Here is a 21,255-nt window from a genome sequence, read left to right on the forward strand (position 1 = left end):
GTCACGGTCATCCGCGCCGCCGTGTTCCCGTATCCCGGAACACGTTACGTAGCACGTAACACATCAGGCCCGCGCCGCAACGACGTTTGTGCCCGCCCGATTGCTACCCCGCGTCACCCGCTAATCCGCGCCAGGCAAGGCTCGCAGCGCCGTGGCCGATTCCGTGCCGGCACCGCTGGCGCCGCTGGCACGCGCCTTGCCATTGGTTGTCCAGACGCGCCGACGATCTCGCGTTCCACTGTCTTGCGGTTCCGGTTCGGAGCGGTCCGCCAGAGGAACAAAGCGGGACACCGGGGAGGCTCGTCGGCAATCCCATGCGGCGTACATAAGACAAGACGGCCGGCAACACCGTGGCCAACAAGACAGGAGAAGGACAATGAATATCAAGCATCCGTCGCAGCATGGCATGACCTCACTGGCCGCGGCAGGCGTGGCCGCCCTTGCCTTGCTGATGGCAGGCTGTTCGTCGAGCGGTGGCGGCAGCGGCGCCAATCCGCGGCCCAACAGCAACATCGACACGCCGGTCACGCCGGGACCGTCCGCATCGGGCGAGACCACGCCCACCGCCAAGGTGACCGAAGGCGCGGGCAATACCGTGGTGGCCACGGGCAATGCCATCAGTGACATCGGCAAGAGCATCCAGGAAGCGCCGCTGCCGTTGCTGCCCACTCAGGCGCGCGAAGGCGCCGGCGGCGTGATGATCAAGGCCGGTAGCGCCATTGGCTCGCTCGGTGCCGGCGTGCGCGACGGGCTGGGGCAGATGGGTTCGGTCGACAACCCGGTTGGCGTGACTGTGGCCAGCACCAGCAACGTGGTCCACGACGTGGGCGAGGCGTTGATCAGCGGCGGCGACCTGGTGTACGGCCTGGGCACCGAGAAGCTGGCGCCGCTGGCTCCGGTGACCACCCCGGTGGGTGGCCTGGTCAGGCACGTGGGCATCGCGGTGCACGACAGCAGCGGCAAGCTGCACAGCGTGCTGTCCGAAGGCCCGGTCGCGCAGGTCACGAATACGGTCAGCAAGGTCATCGTGCCGCTGACCAGCAAGGTCACCGACGGCACGCAGACACTGGGCGCAGCCACGCACCTGGGCGAGCCGGGCAACGGCCTGCTCTACAAGGTCGGCAATACGGTGGCGGCCGGCGGCAGCATGATCAGCAACACCCACGCACCGGTGGTCTCGCCGCTGGGTGGCGTGGTGACTGAGGCCGGCAAGACGGTAGCGGCCGCTGGCGCGATCCTCAACGGCAATGGTCAGGGCGGCGGCAACCCGCTTGGTGGCCTGCTGAGCAACCTGCCGCTGGCAGGCGCGGGCGGCGGGTACGGTGGCGATGGCGGCCATGGCGGCAACCTGCTCGGCGGCGTGTTGAACAACCTGCCGCTGGCCAAGGTCGGTGGCGGCGGTGAGGGCGGTTCCGCGGGCGGCGCGCTCGGTCCCGTGACCTCGCTGCTGGCGCCGGTGACCGGGCTGGTCGGCGGGCTGAAGCAAGGCGCACACGATAGCCAGGGTGGCAGCGGTGACCACAAGACGTTGCAACTGCCGCTGGTGGGAGGCCTGCTGCACTGAAATGTCTCATACCGGCTAGGTGTTTTCACGGTGCGCTGTCGCTCATCACCCCGTCGCAGCGCATCTTTTTATTTTGGCTGGCATTGCGGCCTATGACCGCAATGCCAAGTTGCAGGCCGGTTCCCGGCCGGTCTGCCTGCTCTTTAACAACCTGTGACCCGGGCGTGCCGGGTCGTTTCAAACGCGCGTCTTAACCCCTTTGGGTCATTGCTATCACCCGTAGGAGGGGTATGGTTGAGACATTCCATGTCTTAAAAAGAAAGCGCAGCAAGCGTGAAAAGTCGATAAAAGAGCGGGCCACAGAGCACCGTGATAATCGAACGGGGGAAGCGTGATCGCGGCATCAGATCACTTCGGGAGTGGAAATCATGAAACGACTCATTGCACGCTTTATTAACGATGAGCGCGGGGCGACGGCTATCGAGTATGGCCTGATCGTCGGGCTTGTCGCTCTGGCGATTGCCGTCGGCGCTGGCAAACTCGGCACGGAGCTTAACGCCAGCTTCGATCGGCTTTCGGTCACGGTTTCGGGATGGTTCAAGTAAACAAGCCGAAACCATAAGACCGGCGTGATTGCCGCGCTCCTCTGCGCGGCGACCCTCTACACAGACTTCCTCCATCGGCGCGTTCCCAACGCCTTACTGGCGGCTGCCGTGCTGGCCCTCGGGCTGTCACTGCTCGCCGGACAGGGCATGGAACTGCCGCTGACCACGCGCCTGATCGGCGCCGGGCTGGGCCTTGCGGTCACGCTGCCGGTATATGCCCTCGGGCAGATGGCGGCGGGTGACGTCAAGTTCCTGGCGGTGGCGGGGTTGTTCACCGGGCCGCAAGGACTGGTAGTGGCATGGGTCGTCGGCAACCTGCTCGGGCTGGTGCACGCGCTGCTGGCGCTTGCACGGGGCGGTCGCGCGCCGGCTACAAGTCAAGCCATCGATCACCAGGAAAGCGGACCTATTCCAACGGCGCAGTTTTCGCGGGCGCGCGGCATTCCGTATGCCGCGTACCTGGCCGTGGGCGTGCTGGCCTGGATGGCTGCGGGCCTTTAGCCGGACAGGCTAGTGGCAAGCAGGCTGCGCCGCCGGTCGGCGCGAAAGAACACCAAGGGACCGGGGTTTCAGATGTTGCTGCACGCAAGGGTCAACAGGGGGATCAACCGGCGCCGCCACGGCGCCGGCAGCGCTGCGATCGAGTTTGCGATCGTGGCGCCGGTGCTGCTCGCCATCGTGATCGGCATCGTCTACTACGGCGTGATGCTGGCGCTGCAGCAGGTGCTGACGCTGGCCGCCGAAGAGGGCGCGCGCGCTGCGCTGCGCTATCCAGCGGGCGTTTCCGGCTCAGGCCTCGCGGCCACGCAAGGCGCTCGCGTCGATGCAGCGGCTGCGATGGCGCGCGGCACGCTTCCCACATCCATCAGGAATTTGCTGTCCACCGGCAACGTTGCGCAGGCGGTGCCCTGCGCATCCGGCTCCACCGATGTCTGCGTGCAGGTCACGCTGAGCCTTCCCACCACCAACATCCTTCCCGCCGTGCCGATGGTCCCGGTCCCCGCAACGCTGTCGGGCTCGGCAATGGTCCAGCTTTCTCCTGATATCTGAGCCGCCATGCCCATCCAAAGGAAATCCGCATGACCAGCAAGCAGATCCGACTCCTGGCGGTGGCGCTGCTTGGCCTGGCGCTGCTGCTTGCGCTACTGGCGTGGCAAGTGGGCCGCCAGCCGGCACAGGCGCCCGCGGCATCGACATCCGCCAAACCGCTGCACGCAGTGGTGGTGACCACGCAAGCGGTGGAAGCGGGCAAGCCCCTTGCCGCCGAGTCGCTCAAGGTCGAGATGCTCCCGATCGATCCCACCGGCGCCTACAGCGAGGTGGTGCGCGTGACGGGGCAGGTGCCGCTGGTGGCGCTTGGCGCCAACGTGCCGGTGCTCGAAAGCCAGTTGCTGGCTGGCCTGGCCACGCAGGTACGGGAGGGCGAACGCGCGGTGGCCGTGTCGGTCGATGAAGTCATCGGCGTCGGCAACCAGGTGCAGCCGGGCGACTATGTCGATGTCTTCCTGGTGCTGCGCCGCGACCAGCAGGAGATCCCGGAAAGCCAGGCGCGCATGCTGCTGTCGCGCCTGCGCGTGCTGGCCTACGGCGTCGCCTCGGTCGACCGGCCGCAGAACGCCAAGCCGGAACAGATGATGGCGCGCCAGGAAGGCGCCAAGACCGCGGTGCTGTCGGTGCCGCTGGAGCAGGTCAGCCGGCTGGCGATGGCGCAGCAGTCCGGGCGCCTGCTGCTGGCGCTGCGCAATCCGCAGGACGAAGCCATGCCCAGCGACGGCATGTTTGCCGAACCCCGGCCCGCGCTGGCCGCGCGCGCCGGCGTTCCCGCCGAAGCGCCGCGCGCCGCCCCCGACAAGGCCATGGCCGGCGTGGTGCTGTCCGGCCTGGCCGCTACCGCCGGTGCCTCTGCCCCGCGCGCGCCGGTGGCAGCGCCGGCGCCGCGGCCGTTGCAGGTTGCCGTGCCGCCCGCGCCAGCCCAGGCAAGACAAAGCGCAGGCGTGGAAGTCATCCGCGCGGGCAAGCGCGAGATCGAATAAGAACGTGGGCGCCGACTTTATGCAAATTCAGAAGAAACCAGCCCATTCGGCGGCCCTGCGCCGCAGGCTGATGCAGCTCGCGCTGGCCGCGATGCTGGCCACTACCGGGTGGTGCGCACTGGCGCCGCGCGCACAGGCGCAGGAAGTCGTGACCGCGCGCCAGTTGCGCCTGCTGGCCGGCGCGCAGAAGGAGATCCGCAGCGCGCAACCGGTGGAGCGCGTGGCGGTGGGCAACCCGGCGGTGGCCGATGCGCTGGTGCTGCGCACGCGCGGTGCCCCCAGCGTGCTGCTGGTGGCCAAGCAACCCGGTGTGACCGACGTGATGGTGTGGACGCGCGGCGGCGCCGAGCCGCTGACCTACAACGTGCAGGTCGATGCCATCGCGCCCGATGCCGATGGCGCGAAGCTTGGCTATTCCGCGGCAGGTGCCTCCATCACCGGCCAGTCGCCCGATGCCTATGCCGCGGCGCGCGCGCAGGCCGCGGCGCGCGCGGCCACCAACGGCAAGACCGATGGCAAGCCCGGCCTGGTGGTGGACCGCTCGACCGTGCCGCTCTCCGGCACCGTGCAGGTCGACGTCAAGGTGGTGGAGATCAGCAAGACCGTGCTCAAGGAAGTCGGCATCAACTTCTTCCGCAACAACTCCGGCTTTGCCTTCGGCACGTTCTCGCCATCGACGCTGAACAAGTTCACCTTTACGCCCGGCAGCGGCGGCGCGCCGGGCAGTTTCAGTGCCGACATCGCGTCGCCGATGAGCAATGCCTTCAACCTGGTGGCCGCGTCGCTGACCCACGGCATCTTCGCCAATATCAGCCTGCTGGAGGCCAACGGCCTGGCGCGCGTGCTGGCCGAGCCCAGCCTGGTGGCGCTGTCCGGCCAGAGCGCCAGCTTCCTGGCCGGCGGCGAGATCCCGATCCCGGTGCCGCAGGCGCTGGGCACCACTACGATCCAGTTCAAGCCATTCGGCATCGGGCTGACGGTGTCGCCCACGGTGCTGTCGGCCGACCGCATCGCGCTGAAGGTGGCACCGGAGGCGAGCGATCTCGACCCATCGCGCGGCATCTCGATCAATGGCGCGGTGGTGCCCGCCATCGTCACGCGGCGCGCCGACACCACGGTGGAACTGGGTGACGGCGAGAGCTTCGTGATCGGCGGGCTGGTCAGCCGCAACACCGTCAGCAACGTCAACAAGGTCCCGGTGCTGGGCGACCTGCCGGTGATCGGCGCCTTCTTCAAGAACCTGAATTTCCACCAGGAAGACCGTGAGCTGATGATCGTGGTCACGCCGCGCCTGGTGAAGCCGCTGGCCAAGGGCGCGCCGGCGGCGCAAGCTGTTGGTGCCGATGGCCGCACCAACGGCAACCCCAATGTATGGGGCTGGTATGTGCTGGGCGAATACGCGGACCCGACTTTGCCGGGTTTCTCAAAATAGCCGCCGGCCGTGCCGGCAGGCATGGCCAACGGCTTGAGGCAGAGAGATGGACTATTTTCTGTTGCATGCAACACAGGGCGAAGTGAAGGACTGGCTGGGCAAGGTCCTGGGCGGGCTGGGCACGCTGGTGGCAGAAGGCGGCGCCCAGGAAGCCTTTCTCGAGCGCGCGGCCCAGCTGCGCCCGGGGCTGGTGTTCCTGCATTTCTCGACGGAGCTGGCCGGCGCGTCGGCGCGGCTGGGCGAGCAGCTGCTGCGGCTCTTCCCAGGCCTGCCGCTGGTCGCGGTGGGCCACGCCGACGAGCCCGGCATCATGCTCGCGGCGCTGCGCGTGGGTGTGAAGGACTTTATCGACCTGCGCGACGCGCCTGCCGATGCCGAGGCCGTGGTCAAGCGCCTGGCCGTGCCGGGCGAGCAGGTGCGCCCGGCCGAGTCGGCGCGCGAGGGCAAGATCGTGGCGCTGCTGGGCGCACGCCCCGGCGTGGGCGTGACCAGCCTGGCCGTGAACCTGGCCGCGGCGGCACGCCGCCACCTGCCGCTGAACGAAAAGACCGACGCGCGCGCCGAAGTGCTGCTGCTGGACCTGGGCCTGCCGGCGCGCGACGGCGCGCTGTACCTGAACCTGAGCCCGGGCTTCCACTTTGTCGAGGCGGTGCGCAACCTGCGCCGCTTCGACCAGGTCTTCGTGCAGACCGCGCTTACGCGCCACGGCAACGGCTTATGCGTGCTGCCGCTGCCCGCGGCGCTGGGCGAGCTGCGCGACATCTCCTACTCCGAAGCCATCAGTCTGCTGGAGCGGCTGCGCGCGTTTTTCGACATGCAGATCATCGACCTGGGCGGCTTCGGCAATGCCGAGTTCACCGCGCAGATTGTCAAGGCCGCCGACAGCGTGGTGCTGGTGGCCGACCAGAGCGTGGGCGCGATCGTCTCGGCGGCGGAGCTGGTGCATGAACTGCGCGCGCGCGAGGTGGAGCGCGACGACCTGCACCTGCTGGTGTCGCGCTTCGATGCGCGCCTGGGCGTGGATGCCGCGCAGATCGCGCACCGCGTGGGCGTGCAGTCGGTGGGCACGCTGCCCGACAGCCGCGCACCGCTGGTGCTGGCCATGAACCGCGGCGCGGTGCTGGCCGACGACGATCCGCACGACCCCTATGTGCGCTCGCTGGCCGACCTGCTGGCACGACTGGGCTACCGCGCGGCGCAGGCCAGGGAAACCAGCCTGCTGGCGCGCATGAAGGACAAACTGCCTGAGGCGCTGCGCGCGGTGCGCGTGGCACGCATTGGAAGCTGACATGACGCAAGCGATTGAATTTTCCGACCACGCCCCCGCACCGTTCCCGGTCTCGCAGGAATTCCAGAACATCAAGGAAGCGGCGCACGAGCACCTGCTGACCCGCATCGAAGAGCTCGGCGCAGAGTTCGGCCGCTGGTCGCGTACCGCGATCCAGCGCTTTGTCGACCTGGAACTGGAGAGCTTTACCCGGTTGCGCCGTATCCCCATCAACGAGGCTGAGCTGCGCCAGATCGCCGAGGCGCTGACCAAGGAGCTGGCCGGCTTCGGCCCGATCGAAGACCTGCTCAACGACCCTGCGGTGGAAGACATCCTGGTCAACGGCCACCTCGACGTCTACGTTTCGCGCCACGGCGTGCTGGAGCGCATCCCGGTGCGCTTTAACGACAGCGGCCACCTGCTGCGCATCGTGCGCCGCATCCTGGCGCCGATCGGCAGGCGGCTGGACGAGTCCAACCCGATGGTCGATGCGCGCCTGCCGGACGGCGGCCGCATCAACGTGGTGATCCCGCCGCTGGCGCTGGAGGGCCCGGTGGTGTCGATCCGCAAGTTCCGCAAGGACCCGATGACGCCTGCTGACCTGCAGGCGCTGGGCACCATGAGCCCCGAGATCTGCGACCTGCTACAGGCCGCGGTGCAGGCGCGCTGCAATATCCTGGTGAGCGGCGGCACCAGCTCGGGCAAGACTTCGCTGCTCAACGCGCTGGCCACCTTCGTGCCGACCACCGAGCGCGTCATCACCATCGAGGACACCGCCGAGCTGGCGCTGAACCATCCGCACGTGGTGCGGCTGGAAAGCCGTCCCGGCGGCTTCGAGGGCACCGGCGTGGTGTCGATCCGCGACCTGCTGCGCAACAGCCTGCGCATGCGCCCGGACCGCATCATCGTGGGTGAAGTGCGCGGCGGCGAGGTGCTGGAAATGCTCCAGGCGATGAGCACAGGCCACGACGGCTCGATGGGCACTATCCACGCCAGCAGCCCGCGCGAATGCCTGTACCGGCTGGAGATGCTGGCCGGTTTTGCCGGCTTCCAGGGCAGCGAGGCGAGCCTGCGCCGGCAGATCGCCAACGCCATCGACTTCATCGTGCAGATCGCGCGGCTTTCCAACGGCAAGCGCCGCATCGTCTCGATCACCGAGATCACCGGGCTGGGCGACAACATCATCTCCACCCAGGAGCTGTACCGCCACGAGCCCTACGTGAACCCGGACGGTACCGAGACTGACCGCTGGCTCTCGCTCGGCCTGCTGCCGCACTCGCCCAAGCTGGCGCGCATGCGCGGACCGGGCTTCATGCTGGACGACCGCTTCGATGTCTAGCGCCACGCTGCTGCTCGCCGCCATGGCCCTGGTCATCACCGGCCTGGGCCTGCTGCTGCTGGCCAGCGCGCAGGCGCGTGCGCGCCGCGAGCAGCAGCAGGCCTTCCTGCAGGCGCAGACCGAGCAGGTGCGCCTGCGCTATGCGCAGGCGCCGGATCCGGCGCTGCAACTGCCCGCGCGCGACCTGCGCCGCCGCTGGGACGACTTCCTGCGGCGTGCCGACCTGGCGCCGACGCGCCGCACCGCCATCGTCTGGATCACGCCGGTGGTGCTGTGCACGCTGGCCGGCGCGGTGGCGGGGCAATGGCTGGGCGCAGTGTCGGCCCTGATCGTGGCGCTGGCAGTGGCGGCGTTCGCGGCATGGAACCGCGTGCGCCGCCTGCACAAGAAGCTGCTGTCGCAACTGCCCGGATTCCTGGACGGTGTGGTGCGGCTGATGACCATCGGCAGCAGCGTGCCGGCCGCGTTCCAGAACTCCATCGCCAATACCGAGGCGCCGCTGCGCCAATGCCTGGTGCAGGCAATACACCTGCAACGCGCTGGCAAGGAGCTGGACCAGGCGGTGCTGCAGGTCGGGCGCGTGTACAAGGTCGAGGAACTGGTGCTGGTGGCTTCGGTGCTGCGCCTGTCGGTGCGCTACGGCGGCCGCGCCGATGTGGTGATGGAGCGCACCGCTGCCTTCATGCGCGACCGCGAACAGGCCCAGCGCGAGCTGATGGCGCTGTCGGCCGAGACCCGGCTGTCAGCGTGGATCCTGGGGCTGCTGCCGTTGGTGGTGGCCGGCGGCCTGTTCATGCTGAACGCGGGCTACATCATGATGATGTGGAAGGATCCCACCGGCAAATCGATGCTGCTGTCGGCCCTGGCGCTGGAAGTTGCCGGGGCCTTCATGCTGTACCGGCTGGCCAAGTCGATCTGAGCGGCATGCCAGCACGCAGACAAGAGCCAACATGGACCGCCTGACACTGATTTCGCTCAGCCTGCTGGTCGCCGCTTGCGGCGTGGGCGTACTGACGCTGCCGCTGTTGCGCGACTGGCGCCAGCGCCGGCTGGCGGCGCGCACCATCGACGGCGCGCTGGCACGGCAGCGCGCGGCAGAAGCCGCCCAGGCCACGCACGCCACGGCTCCCGCCGCGCCGCAGGGCAGGGGCGGGGCGGCTACGGCGATCGGGGCGCAACTGGGCGCGCGCGTGGGCGAGCGCATCAACGCCCACTGGCTGGATTCGCGCCTCGGGCGCGCGGTGGTGACGCCGGAAGACCAGCAGTTGCTGGAGCAATGCGGATGGTACGGGCCGCAGTCGCGCATGCTGTTCGGCGTGCTGCGGCTGGGGTTGCCGTTGGCCCTGGCGCTGGCTGCCATGCTCTGGCACGTGGGCGCGGGTGCCTTCGCCATCGTCGCGTGGGGCTTCGGCACGTTTGCGCTGGCCTACCTGGCCCCCAAGTGGCACCTGCGCCGCCGTGCCGCGGCGCGCCTGCGCATGGTCGATGACGAACTGCCGGTGCTGATCGACATGCTGCGCCTGCTGCAGGGCGTGGGCCTGTCGATCGACCAGAGCCTGCAGGTGATCGTGGCCGAGTTCGGCAGCATGCTGCGCGTGCTGGGGCCGGAGCTGGCACGCGCCAACCAGCAGTTTGCCTCGGGACGCTCGCGCGAACAGACGCTCTTGCGCATCGGCCGGCTGTTCGACAGTGAAGACCTGAAGAGCCTGATCACGCTGCTGACGCAGGTGGACAAGCACGGCGGCGCGGTGCAGGAGCCGCTGCGCCTGTTCGGCCTGCGCATGCAGGAGGCGCGCAAATCGCGCATGAAGGACGAGATCGGCCGGCTCACGGTCAAGATGACCGCGGTGATGGTGGTGAGCCTGCTGCCGGTGCTGCTGATCCTGACCGCGGGCCCCGGCTTCCTCGGGGTGATCCGCATGCTGGCACATATGGGAGGGACGCGATGACGCGCTCAGTCGGTCCGGCGCTGGGCCGGATCTCGAAAACGGCGGCGTGCCTGCTGCTGGCGGCGCTGTCCGGCTGCGCCGCCAATCAGAACGGGGCCGCGGCCATGCATGACCGGGCCGAGGCCCAGGTGGAACTGGCCAAGCTGCGCGACAAGACCGCGCGCGCCGAATACAGCGAGCAGGCGGTCTACCTGGGCCTGATCCGCAAGATGCAGCAGGACGGGCTTTACTTCGCCTCGCTGGCGCATATCGAGGTCTACGTGAAGCGCTTCGGCGCCGGCCCGGAGATCCAGGCGATGCGCGCCGATGCGTTGCGCGAGACCGGGCAGGACAAGGCTGCCACCGATGCTTACCAGCAACTTGCAGCGACGTCGCAGGGCGAGCAGGCCGCGCATGCGCACCACGGGCTCGGCCTGCTGGCGGGGCGCCAGGATGACTTTGCGCGCGCCGTCACCGAGCTGCGCCAGGCCGCCGCGCTCGACCCTGTCAATCCGCGCATCTCCGGCGACCTGGGCTATGCGCTGATGCGTGCCGGCGCGCTGCAGGACGCGCGCGTGCCGGTGATGCAGGCGCTGGAACTGGACGCGCGCAATCCGCGTGTGATCAGCAACGCCGTGGTGTGGCTGATCGCCGACGGCAAGCGCGCGCAGGCCAACGCCATGATGCAGAAGGCCGCACTGCCGGAAGCCACGCGCAGCGCCATCCGCAAGGAAGCCGACCGCATCGCCCGCGCCACCGCGGCGCGCGACCGCGCAGCGGCCCGCCCTGCGCCGGCAGTGCGGGCGCCATCGAAACCCGCCACCACCGCACCGGCCACCTCGGTGGCGGCCGTGGCCGCAACCGCAGGGGCTACCCCATGACCGCCACGTTCCGCATTGCCATCCCCGCGCTCTGCCTGCTGATGCTGGCGCCCGCCGCGCAGGCGCAGACCGACCGTGCCACGACCGAGGCCGCCGCCACCGGCATGCCGGCAGGCAGCCCGGCACAACGCGAGATTGGCGCCGACACGCGTGCCATCCTTGCCATCCAGCGCGAAGGCTCGCAGGCCGGCCCCATGCTGCCGATGCACGGCGAGCAGGCCGCGCTGGGCTATGAGCGCTACATGAACAGCTTCCGCTTCGCGCTGCCGGAGTTCTACACGGGGCAGGCCAACGCCAGCACCGCGCGTGCCGGCTCCGCCGGCCAGATGATGGGCGGCAAATGAGCTTGCGCCAGCCGCGGCTGCGCCGGGCAGCCACTTCGGCACGCGGCGCCATCAGTGTGATGGCGGCGCTGCTGATCGCCACCGTGGCGATTGCCGCGCTGGTGTCGATCGACGTGGGGCATGTGTTCATGCGCCAGCGGCAGTTGCAGAACATGGTGGACCTGGCCGCGATGTCGGCGGCGCAGCAGCTTAAGCGGGCGGATACGCCGGCCAATCTCAACGGCGCCGTGCTGGGCACCGTCAGCAATATTGGCGCGAAGAACGGCTATCCGTCAGGCATTGCAATGGGTTGCGGCGATGCCACCGGTGGCGGCGCGGATGCCATGACTGCCTGCCTTGGCGTGTGGGATCCGGCGACCAGCGGCCCGAAGCATTTCAGCGCTACGTATGAAGCAACCAAGGTCTCGCCCAATGCCGTGCGCGTGCAGGCCACGCAGACTGTGCCAATCCTGTTCGTGATCAATGGGGGGAGCGGCCGGCAGCTGTTTGCGGAATCGATTGCCAGTGGCAGTCCGCCGGTGGCGGCGTTTTCGCTGGGTACTGGGTTGCTGGACGTCTCCACCGCCAACAGCATGCTGAGTGTGTTGTTGGGCAATACGGTGAGCTTGTCGTTGGTGGACTGGCAGGGACTGGTCAATACCACCGTGACGCTGGACCAGTTGCGGCTCAAAGCGGATGTCGGCACGGTGGACCAGTTGTTGAATACTTCATTGAACCTGCGTGATTTCTACGCGCTGGTGCTTGGCGCCGCTGGCCGCGACGCGCTGCTGACGACGATGCTGGGCAGCCCGCCAACCGCGCTCGGGGCCAGCGGGGCGGCTGCTACGGTGTCACTGGCCAGGCTGCTTGATCTTGGTGTGATGGCGCCTGCGGCATCGTCGGCGGTGGAGGTGGGCCTGAACGTGGCGCAGTTGCTGCTCGCCTCCGCGCAGGTGGCGCGAGGGGATACGGCAGTTGCCCTGCCGCTGAACATACCCAATCTCCCGCTTGGCCTGGGGGGCATCAGCGCCAACCTGCGCGTGATCGAGCCGCCGGTGACGGCGGCAGGTCCGGCGCGACAGCTCTCCAGCAACCCGGACACCTGGCAAACGACCGCAAGCTCATCCCAGGTAAAACTGACCCTGATGCTCCAGATCACCTCAAATATCCTGAAACCGGTACTGGACGCCAACTTGAACGTGCCGCTCTATCTCGATGTGGCCAACGCCACCGCCGACCTGACCAAGCTGCAATGCGCGGCAAATCCTGGGGACCGCCGTGCCACGATGCACGTCAAAAGCGGTCTCGTTACGGCGTGCCTCACCGATGGCTGCACGGGTAGCGATGTGGTACTCGGCCAGGCTAAGCTGGGGCTGTTCGACATTGCGGACGTGATTGCCACGGACGTCCCACGCTATGGCAGCACGGCTGGCCAGGAGGTCACGCTGGCACCGGGCGGGCATGCGCAAGTTGGAACCGCCGATCCGTTTGGCGGGTTGTTCTCGCAAGTGCTGGCCCTGAAGGTGCGGACCAAGCTGCTGGGCATCCTTAGCGTGCCCATTGATCTCGGCCCGCTACTCGCGCCGGTCGGGGCAGCGCTCGACGCATTGATCCCGCCGCTGCTCGCCAGCCTCGGCATCCAGCTAGGCACCGCCGACCTCTGGGTCCACAGCATCGACTGCAACAATGCCGAACTGGTGTACTGAGCCATGATCGCGCCAAACCGCCTGATGGCAGAAATCGAATGAAGACAGACCGCTGGGCCTACGAAAACCTTGAAGTCTACGTGTGGGAAGGCAAGTACGAGATTGCCGACCGCGTCACGCGTTTCCTGGCGCCGCTGGGCGTGGACGTGATCCGCGCCGGCGCGCTCGAAGCCTTGCCCGCCGAGCCGCGCCTGAAGCCCTGCATCGCGGTGATCAGCGTGTCGGTGATCGGCGCGGCGCGCTTCTCGCTGGACTGGGAGGCCGCGCACGGCATGCCGGTGATCTGGGTGGCAGGCCCCGGCCGCGAGGCCGATCCCGGGCGCTTTCCGCCGGAGTACGCGCATATCCTTGCCGATGACTTCACCGGCGCCGACCTGCGCAGCCAGATCGGCAAGCTGCTGCCGCAACTGCTGGCCACGGATGCGCCCGGCGAACGCGAGGCGGACCTGGTGGCCGGTTCGCCGGCGATGCGCCAGCTGCTGCAGCATGTGGAGACCTTTGCCGACTTCGGCAGCAACGTGATGCTTTATGGCGAAACCGGCGCGGGCAAGGAACGCATTGCGCGCCTGTTCCATGAGCGCAACGGCACCTACGGAAAGGGACCGTTCGTCGCGGTCAACTGCGGTGCGATCCCCGACGGCTTGTTCGAGTCGCAGTTCTTCGGCCATGCCAAGGGCGCGTTCACCGGCGCCTCGTTCGCGCACCGTGGCTATTTCGAGCAGGCCAACGGCGGCACGCTGTTTCTCGATGAAATCGGCGACCTGCCGCTGTTCCAGCAGGTCAAGCTGCTGCGCGTGCTGGAAGAGAACGTGATCACCCGGCTGGGATCGACCCTGGCGGTCAAGCTGGATTTCCGGCTGGTGGCGGCGACCAACAAGGACCTGCGCGACGCGGTGCGGCAGGGGCGTTTCCGCGCCGACCTGTTCTTCCGCCTGGCGGTGATCGAGATGCGCATCCCGAGCCTGGAAGAGCGTGGCCAGGCCGACAAGGTAGCGTTGCTGCAGTCCTTCCTGCGCCATATGCTGGGGGAATCCGGCTTCGACGCGCTGCCGCCGATGCCTGACTGGCTCAAGGGCGCGGTCGGCACCGCCTATTTCACCGGCAATGTGCGCGAGCTGCGCAACCTGGCCGAGCGTGTGGGCATCACCGTGCAGCAGACCGGGCACTGGGACGAAGAGCGCATCCGGCCGCTGTTCCGCTCGCTGCATCCGGGTGCGTTCGATGGCGGCGAGCGCAACGACCTGCGTGCCGATACGGAAGAGCGCCGCCGCATCCTGGCCGCGCTCGATGCCAATGGCTGGCGGCGGCAGGACACGGCGGCAAGCCTGGGCATCAGCCGCAAGGTGCTGTGGGAAAAGATGCGCAAGTACCAGATCGCCGACAGCGAGGCCGAGCCGGTCTGAGCGCGCGCATCAGGACACGCCTCAGGGCAGGCGGATCTCCTTCACGTCGAAGTGCGATTCGCCGATCAGCTCCTTGTCGTATTCGCCGACCAGTTCCACTGTGGTTTGTGCATCCACCGGCTTCTGTGCCGGCCAGAGCTTGGCCTTGATCTTCACCTTCATCTGGCCGGTGCCGTCCGAGAACAGGTAGCGCTCGTCGCCGACGCTGCTGACGATCTTGCCGCGCAGCACGGCCTGCTGGTCGTCCTTGCCATCTGCCTGCAGCGCCTTAACGGTCATCACCGGGACGGCCGACGGGCCGGTGTACTGGGCGCTGGCGCCGGCGGCGGCCAGTCCCAGCACAAGGGTCAGGGCAGTGGCGGTCAGGATGCGTTTCATGTGCGTTCTCCGTAAATTTCAAATTTGGGGCGACTGCATGCATGATGCGCGCGCCCGCCTGAACCGTTGCTGAACGGGCAGTCAGGTCGCAACGCATTATGATGCGGGTTTCGCCTTTGCATCTATCGGATCCCGGATTGCGTTTCCTTCACACCGCCGACTGGCATCTCGGCCGGCTCTTCCATGCGCGCAGCCTGCTGGAAGACCAGGCCCATATCCTCGACCAGTTTGTCGAACTGGTCCGCACCGAACGCCCCGATGCCGTGCTGATCGCGGGCGACGTCTACGACCGCGCCGTGCCGCCGCCTGAAGCGGTGGCCTTGCTCGACGACGTGCTGGGCCGCATCGTCATCGACACCGGGGTGCCGGTGGTGATGATCGCCGGCAACCATGACAGTGCGCAGCGGCTGGAATTCGGCGCGCGGCTGATGCGGGCCCAGGGCCTGCACGTGGCCGGCCGCACGCTGGCCGAGGCGGCCTGCGTGACGCTGCACGACACTCACGGCGAGGTGCGCATCTACGCGCTGCCGTACGCGGAACCGGCGGTGGTGCGCGATGCCATGGGCACCGACCTGCCATCGCATGAAGGCGCGCTGCGCGCGCAGCTCGATGCCATCCGCGCGGTGCATCCGCCGGGCGTGCGTGCCGTGGTGGTGGGCCACGCCTTCGTGGTGGGCGGCGCGGCAAGCGAATCGGAACGGCCGCTGTCGGTGGGCGGCAGCGGCGCGGTGGCCGCGGACCTGTTCGCGGGCTTTGACCTGGTGGCGCTGGGCCACCTGCACCGGCCCCAGACGCTGGGCGGCGGGCGCGTCCACTATGCGGGCTCGCTGCTGAAGTATTCGCTGTCAGAGTGCGCGCACGACAAGTCGGTGTCGCGCATCGAACTGGGCGCGGACGGGGCGGTCGCCATCACGCCGGTGCCGCTGCAGGCCCTGCGCGATGTGCGGGTGGTGGAAGGCGAACTGGCCGCGGTGCTGGCGGCGGGTGTCGATGATCCGCAACGCGATGACTACATCCACGCGCGGCTCACCGATACGGGCGCGCTGCTGGACCCGATGGCCAGGCTGCGACAGGTCTATCCCAATGCGCTCGCGATCGAGCGGACTGTGCTGGCGCGCACCGGCACGGCTTCGGAGGCCGGGCGCAAGTTGCGGCAACTGGGTACCGGCGAACTCTTTGCCAACTTCTTCCGCGAAGTGGCGGATGCCGAGCTGGAACCGGACCAGCGTGCCGTGCTCGACCAGGTGCTGACCGGGATCGCCGCCGCGGACAGGGAGTCGGCATGAGACCGCTGCATTTGACGCTGCAGGCCTTCGGCCCCTTTGCCGCGACCGAGCAGGTCGATTTCACGCGGCTGGGCGAGCAGGCCTTTGTGCTGATCCACGGCCCGACCGGCGCGGGCAAGACCACGCTGCTCGACGCGATCTGCTTTGCGCTGTACGGCGATACCTCCGGCGGCGAGCGCAGTGCGCAGGCCATGCGCAGCGCCAACGCCGCGCCCGCGCTGCGCACCGAGGTGACGCTGGAGTTCAGCCTGGGCGCGCAGCGCTGGCGCGTGGTGCGCTCGCCGGTGCAGGAGCGGCCCAAGCAGCGCGGCGAGGGCTGGGTGACCGAGCCGGCCAAGGCCCAGCTGGACCTGCATGACGGCAACGACTGGGTCAGCAAGGCCAGCCAGCCCGCCAGGGTCAGCGATGCCGTGCGCGACTTGCTGGGCTTCGACAGTGCCCAGTTCCGCCAGGTGATCGTGCTGCCGCAGGGGCGCTTCCGTGAATTGCTGACCGCCAGTTCGCAGGCGCGCCAGGCCATTCTGGAGCGTCTGTTCCGCACCGAGCTGTACCGGCGCGTGGAAGAGCTGCTGAAGGCCGAGGCCGCCGGCATCCGCCGCGATGCCGAGCGCATCACCATCCAGCGCGACGAAGCGCTGCGCCAGGTTGGGGTGGCATCGGCGCAGGCGCTGGCAGAGGGAATCGAGACATTGCAGGCCGAGTTGCGGGCGCTGCAAGGGCAGGAACAGGGCGCGCGCGCCACGCTGGCCGCAGCGCAGGCGGCGCTGGGTGCCGGCGAGCAGGTGGCGGCGCGCTTGCAGGAACGCCAGCAGGCGCAGGCCGGGCACGCCGCGCTGCTGGCGCGCCAGCCAGCCATGGAGGATGAGCGCGCGCGCCTGCACGCCGCCCAGCGCGCCGCGCGTGTCAGGCCAACACTGCAGGCGTGGCAGGCCGCGCAGCGCGACCAGGCCGCCAGCGCCGTTGCCTTGACGCAGTCTGGCGAGCAGGCGGCGCGCGCCGCGCAACAGGCCACGCAGGCGGCTGCTGCATTGCAGGCCGAAACGGCACGCGCTGAAGCGCGCCAGTCCGCGCAGCGCCGGGTTACGCAGCTGGCAGACATGCTGCCGCGCGCGCAGCAGCTGGGTGCGCAGCTGGCCGCGCTGCAGGCGGCCGAAGCCAGGCAGGTGGCAGCCGCCACCGCGCGCGAACGCGCCGCTGCACAGCTTGCCACGCGGCAAGCCGATGCTGTTGCCGCGGAGTCCGCGCTGGCGCAAGGCCAGCTTGCCGCGGCGCAGGCACAGGCCACGGCGTTGCAGCTGGCCGCGTTGCAGGAACGCGCGCGGCAGCTTGACCGTCATCAGCAAGCTGCGCGGTCGCTGGATACGGCGAACGCGCAGGCCGTCACCGCGGCCGCGGCTGAACAGCAAGCCCTGCGCCAGCGCGAGCAGTGCCGCGCCGCGCTGGCCGAAGCTGAAGCCGCCTGGCGCGCCGGGCAGGCCGCGCGGTTGGCCGCAAGCCTGGCGGCGGGCGATGCCTGCCCGGTCTGCGGCAGCACCGCGCACCCGGCACCGGCGCAGCACGTGGCGGCGCCGCTGTCGGACCAGGCGCTGGAGCAGGCCCGCCACGCCGCGCTCGAGGCCGAGTCCCATGTGGTGCGCTGCACCGGCCAGCACCAGGCGGCACAAGGCGCCATTGCCCAGGCGCGCGAGCGGCTGGACGAACTGGCGCAGGCGCTGGGCGAGGTCGGCGACGAGTCCGCCCGCAAGTTGAAAGCCGAGATCACGGGACTGGAAGCGGCACTGGCCGAAGGCCGGCAGGCGGCGGCAAGCCTTGCGCAACGCGAAGCCGCCATCGTCAGCTGCCGCACGGCGCTCGCAGCGGCGGAAGCCGCCAGCCGCGATGCCGTCGCCGCCGCCGATGCCGCTGCCCAGGCGCTGGCCCACTGCCGTGGCGAATGGCAGGCCAACAGTGCGCAGGTTCCCGAGGATTCACGCGACCCCGTGGCGCTGGGCGAGGCCCTGCGGCAGGCGCAGGCCATGCTCGCCGCGCTGGACCAGGCGCTGGCCGGTGCGCAGGCGGCAGAGCGCCAGGCAGCGGCGGACGCGGCCGGGGCACAGGCCGGACTGGTCTCGGCACAGCAGGCACAGGCCCAGGCGTCTAACCGCCTGGCCGAGGCCGAATCCGTGCTTGTGCAGGCGCTCGCGCAGCAAGGCTTTGCCGATGTGCAGGCCCACGCCGCCGCCTGTCTGGGCGACGATGCCATGCAAACGCTCGACGCGACGCTGCGCGCGTTCGATACCCAGCTGGCCACAGCCGCCGACCGGCGCGAACGCGCCGAGGCCGCCGCGCAAGCGCTGGACGCGCCAGACCTGGACGGCCTGCGCGCAGCGCGCGATGCGTCGGCAGCCGCGGTGGAAGCCTTGGTCCGGCAACAGGCCGAGCGCGGCCGTTCGCGCGACACGCTGCTGCAGTGCCAGCTGCGCCTGCAGCAGCTTGACGCGCAGGGGCGCGACATCGAGGCACGCTATGCGGTGCTGGGCCGGCTGGCCGAAGTCGCCAACGGCAACAACCCGCGCCGCATGACCTTCCAGCGCTTCGTGCTGGCCACGCTGCTCGATGAGGTGCTGGAAGCCGCGTCCGCGCGTTTGCTGGCGATGAGCCGCGGCCGCTATGTGCTGCAGCGCGTGCGCGAGCAGGCCGACCAGCGCAGTGCGGGCGGACTGGATATCGAAGTGTTCGACCACGATACCGGCGCGGCGCGGCCGGCCAATACGCTGTCAGGCGGCGAGGGCTTTCTCGCGTCGTTGTCGCTGGCGCTGGGGCTGGCCGACGTGGTGCAGTCGCGCGCGGGCGGCATCCAGCTCGACACGCTGTTTGTCGATGAAGGCTTTGGCACGCTCGATCCCGAGAGCCTGGACTTTGCCATCCGTACGCTGCTGGACCTGCAGCAGGCAGGGCGGCTGGTGGGGATCATCTCGCACGTCACCGAACTGCGTGAGCGCATCGACGTGCGGTTGGAGGTGCGCCCTGGGGTTGGCGGCAGCCGGGTACTGATGTCGGGCGTGGCGACACCCGCGTAGTGCGGCGAGGCTTCCCCGTCAGCCGACAAATACCTGGCGGCAACGAATCGCCATCACTTGCGCTTCAAACGCGCGGGCGGCTGCCCGCGCCAAGCGCGCACGGCGCGACAGCGGGGGCGCGCGGGATTGCACGCCGGCGCCTCCCGGGGCAGGCGCGGGGGATTGCAGTCGATCCTTGCAGGGTGTCAGTCCCCACGCCTGCTGCGTGACATGCAGGATGCGCGCAAGCGCCGCTGCATGGGGCGTGGATAAAAACGGGACGTGGACGGTGGCCATGACGGGCTCCTCGTTCTTGCTTGTTGCCAGGGCCGCCCTGCGCAGCCGGGTGGTCCGGTGGCTGCTGTGCGGGTGTTGCCTTGCCTGATTCCACAATAGCCCGCGCGGCCCCCGAGTCATATCGAGTGCGTGCCGATTGTGATGTCGGCCCCGTCCTACATACGGGGTGTGCCCGTCACCCGCGCGCGCTTATCGCACAATCTGGTTTGCCGACCGCCCGGTCGGCTTGACCGTCGCCGACGCGCAGGTGTAATCTGTTCATTCTGCGAATTCGAGTTCGTATATCGAACAAATCGGTTAACGAACAACGGTCCACACCACAAAACCAGACCACACGCAGACTGCTGGACTCGTTCAGAGGGAGGCGCCCAGCGCCGCCCGCCGCGACGAAACTCCTTCTGGCAGGATTACCGGAGACAGCCTTTCATGCGCCGCGTCTTGCGGCCCGCTCCGGTAGCCTGGCGGATCTTCCGACCTGGAACGCAAGTGATCAACAAGCTATACGACTCGGTGGAAGCGGCGGTCGCCGGCATCCACGACGGCGCCACCATCCTGACCGGCGGCTTTGGCATGGCGGGCATGCCGGCAGAGCTGATCGACGCCCTCATCGCGCAAGGCGCGCGCGACCTCACCATCGTCAACAACAACGCCGGCAACGGCGACACCGGGCTGGCCGCGCTGCTCAAGACCAAGCGCGTGCGCAAGATTATCTGCTCGTTCCCGCGCCAGGCGGATTCCTACGTCTTCGATTCTCTTTACCACGCGGGCGAGATCGAGCTGGAACTGGTGCCCCAGGGCAACCTGGCCGAGCGCATCCGCGCCGCCGGTGCCGGCATCGGCGGCTTCTTCACGCGCACCGCCTACGGCACGCCGCTGGCCGAGGGCAAGGAAACGCGCATCATCGACGGCCAGGGCTATGTGTTCGAGACCCCGATCCACGCCGACTTCGCGCTGATCAAGGCCGACACCGCCGACCGCTGGGGCAACCTTACCTATCGCAAGACCGCGCGCAATTTCGGCCCGATCATGGCGATGGCCGCCAAATGCGCCATCGTGCAAGTCAGCCACGTGGTCGAGCTGGGCGAGATGGACCCCGAACACATCGTGACGCCGGGCCTCTTCGTCAAGCGCGTCGTCAAGGTCGCCTGAGCGACAGGTAACAGGAGAATCCAGATGCAACGCCTGACCCGCGATCAGATGGCCGCCCGCGTGGCCAAAGACATTCCCGACGGTGCCGTGGTCAACCTCGGCATCGGCCTGCCGACACTGGTCGGCAACCACCTGCCCGCAGACAAGGAAATCCTGCTGCACAGCGAGAACGGCCTGCTTGGCATGGGCCCCGCGCCCGCGCCCGGCGAGGAAGACGGCGACCTGATCAATGCCGGCAAGCAGCCGGTGACGGTCAAGCCGGGCGGCTCGTTCTTCCATCACGCCGATTCGTTCGCGATGATGCGTGGCGGCCACCTGGACTTCTGCGTGCTGGGTGCGTTCCAGGTCTCAGAGAAGGGCGACCTGGCCAACTGGCACACCGGCGCGCCCGGCGCCATCCCCGCCGTGGGCGGCGCGATGGACCTGGCCATCGGCGCCAAGCAGGTGTTCGTGATGATGGAGCACCAGACCAAGCAGGGCGAGAGCAAGATCGTGCCGCAGTGCACCTATCCGCTGACCGGCATCGGCTGCGTGACCCGCATCTACACTGACCTTGCGACCATCGACGTGACCGCCGACGGGCTGGTCGCGCGCGACCTGGTCGAAGGGCTGAGCTTTGAAGAGCTGCAGCGCCTGACCGGCGTGCCGCTCAAGCAGGCCGCATAACCAGCAGACCCGACACACAC

Annotated in this window: 20 protein-coding genes; 18 read left to right on the forward strand and 2 right to left on the reverse strand. The window is 68.7% G+C overall.

Features of this window, described 5'->3' with window-relative positions:
• Positions 1-376: 376 nt before the first annotated feature.
• From AC3WLF_RS12210 to AC3WLF_RS12275, 14 genes are all read left to right on the forward strand, one after another.
• Positions 377-1,564, forward strand: coding sequence for a collagen-like triple helix repeat-containing protein (locus AC3WLF_RS12210; protein WP_492358280.1), 1,188 nt, complete (start codon positions 377-379; stop codon positions 1,562-1,564).
• Between the two features lie 368 nt (positions 1,565-1,932).
• Entirely contained in the window at positions 1,933-2,109 is a 177-nt protein-coding gene (locus AC3WLF_RS12215) for a Flp family type IVb pilin (RefSeq protein ID WP_492318190.1), read from the forward strand.
• A gap of 24 nt (positions 2,110-2,133) precedes the next feature.
• Positions 2,134-2,610, forward strand: a complete 477-nt coding sequence (locus tag AC3WLF_RS12220; RefSeq protein ID WP_492318189.1) for an A24 family peptidase — start codon at positions 2,134-2,136, stop codon at positions 2,608-2,610.
• A 72-nt stretch (positions 2,611-2,682) separates the two neighbouring features.
• A complete protein-coding gene (locus AC3WLF_RS12225) occupies positions 2,683-3,159 on the forward strand; it encodes a TadE/TadG family type IV pilus assembly protein (protein WP_492353032.1) in 477 nt (158 codons plus the stop codon).
• Between the two features lie 29 nt (positions 3,160-3,188).
• A complete protein-coding gene (gene cpaB / locus AC3WLF_RS12230; RefSeq protein WP_492358281.1) occupies positions 3,189-4,142 on the forward strand; it encodes a Flp pilus assembly protein CpaB in 954 nt (317 codons plus the stop codon).
• A gap of 19 nt (positions 4,143-4,161) precedes the next feature.
• Complete coding sequence (locus AC3WLF_RS12235; protein WP_492353026.1) at positions 4,162-5,574, forward strand: type II and III secretion system protein family protein; 1,413 nt, start codon at positions 4,162-4,164, stop codon at positions 5,572-5,574.
• Positions 5,575-5,620: 46 nt separating this feature from the next.
• Entirely contained in the window at positions 5,621-6,862 is a 1,242-nt protein-coding gene (locus AC3WLF_RS12240; protein WP_492358282.1) for a CpaE/TadZ family protein, read from the forward strand.
• 1 nt (position 6,863) lies between these two features.
• The gene (locus AC3WLF_RS12245; RefSeq protein ID WP_492318186.1) at positions 6,864-8,180 is read left to right on the forward strand and encodes a TadA family conjugal transfer-associated ATPase; all 1,317 of its coding nucleotides are present in this window, start codon (positions 6,864-6,866) and stop codon (positions 8,178-8,180) included.
• On the forward strand, positions 8,173-9,099 hold the full coding sequence (locus AC3WLF_RS12250; RefSeq protein WP_035815910.1) for a type II secretion system F family protein: 927 nt from the start codon (positions 8,173-8,175) through the stop codon (positions 9,097-9,099). The genes AC3WLF_RS12245 and AC3WLF_RS12250 overlap by 8 nt, the downstream gene beginning before the upstream one ends.
• Positions 9,100-9,130: 31 nt before the next feature.
• Entirely contained in the window at positions 9,131-10,129 is a 999-nt protein-coding gene (locus AC3WLF_RS12255) for a type II secretion system F family protein (RefSeq protein ID WP_492318185.1), read from the forward strand.
• Entirely contained in the window at positions 10,126-10,989 is an 864-nt protein-coding gene (locus tag AC3WLF_RS12260; RefSeq protein WP_492318184.1) for a tetratricopeptide repeat protein, read from the forward strand. The genes AC3WLF_RS12255 and AC3WLF_RS12260 overlap by 4 nt, the downstream gene beginning before the upstream one ends.
• Positions 10,986-11,333, forward strand: coding sequence for a DUF3613 domain-containing protein (locus AC3WLF_RS12265; RefSeq protein WP_492318183.1), 348 nt, complete (start codon positions 10,986-10,988; stop codon positions 11,331-11,333). The genes AC3WLF_RS12260 and AC3WLF_RS12265 overlap by 4 nt, the downstream gene beginning before the upstream one ends.
• Positions 11,330-13,018, forward strand: coding sequence for a TadG family pilus assembly protein (locus AC3WLF_RS12270; RefSeq protein ID WP_492358283.1), 1,689 nt, complete (start codon positions 11,330-11,332; stop codon positions 13,016-13,018). The genes AC3WLF_RS12265 and AC3WLF_RS12270 overlap by 4 nt, the downstream gene beginning before the upstream one ends.
• A gap of 38 nt (positions 13,019-13,056) precedes the next feature.
• The gene (locus AC3WLF_RS12275) at positions 13,057-14,421 is read left to right on the forward strand and encodes a sigma 54-interacting transcriptional regulator (RefSeq protein ID WP_011616405.1); all 1,365 of its coding nucleotides are present in this window, start codon (positions 13,057-13,059) and stop codon (positions 14,419-14,421) included.
• A 21-nt stretch (positions 14,422-14,442) separates the two neighbouring features.
• Here AC3WLF_RS12275 and AC3WLF_RS12280 read toward each other — a convergent pair whose 3' ends face one another.
• A complete protein-coding gene (locus tag AC3WLF_RS12280) occupies positions 14,443-14,799 on the reverse strand; it encodes a YgiW/YdeI family stress tolerance OB fold protein (RefSeq protein WP_492318180.1) in 357 nt (118 codons plus the stop codon).
• 137 nt (positions 14,800-14,936) lie between these two features.
• On the opposite strand from AC3WLF_RS12280, the gene AC3WLF_RS12285 reads away from it, so the two are divergent.
• Positions 14,937-16,085, forward strand: a complete 1,149-nt coding sequence (locus AC3WLF_RS12285) for an exonuclease SbcCD subunit D (protein WP_492358284.1) — start codon at positions 14,937-14,939, stop codon at positions 16,083-16,085.
• Positions 16,082-19,144, forward strand: coding sequence for an AAA family ATPase (locus tag AC3WLF_RS12290; RefSeq protein ID WP_492318179.1), 3,063 nt, complete (start codon positions 16,082-16,084; stop codon positions 19,142-19,144). Before AC3WLF_RS12285 ends, AC3WLF_RS12290 begins: the two co-directional genes overlap by 4 nt.
• Positions 19,145-19,162: 18 nt before the next feature.
• Here AC3WLF_RS12290 and AC3WLF_RS12295 read toward each other — a convergent pair whose 3' ends face one another.
• Positions 19,163-19,420 carry a hypothetical protein gene (locus AC3WLF_RS12295; protein ID WP_492318178.1) on the reverse strand — a complete coding sequence of 86 codons (258 nt, stop codon included), beginning with the start codon at positions 19,418-19,420 and terminating at the stop codon, positions 19,163-19,165.
• A 486-nt stretch (positions 19,421-19,906) separates the two neighbouring features.
• Between AC3WLF_RS12295 and AC3WLF_RS12300 the strand changes: the two genes are divergently transcribed.
• Positions 19,907-20,569 (forward strand): 3-oxoacid CoA-transferase subunit A, encoded by a 663-nt coding sequence (locus AC3WLF_RS12300; protein ID WP_492318177.1) that lies wholly within the window; start codon positions 19,907-19,909, stop codon positions 20,567-20,569.
• Positions 20,570-20,593: 24 nt separating this feature from the next.
• Positions 20,594-21,235, forward strand: a complete 642-nt coding sequence (locus AC3WLF_RS12305; protein WP_492318176.1) for a 3-oxoacid CoA-transferase subunit B — start codon at positions 20,594-20,596, stop codon at positions 21,233-21,235.
• Positions 21,236-21,255 lie beyond the last annotated feature (20 nt).

It is taken from the genome of Cupriavidus sp. FW306-01-F10A (assembly GCF_058782785.1).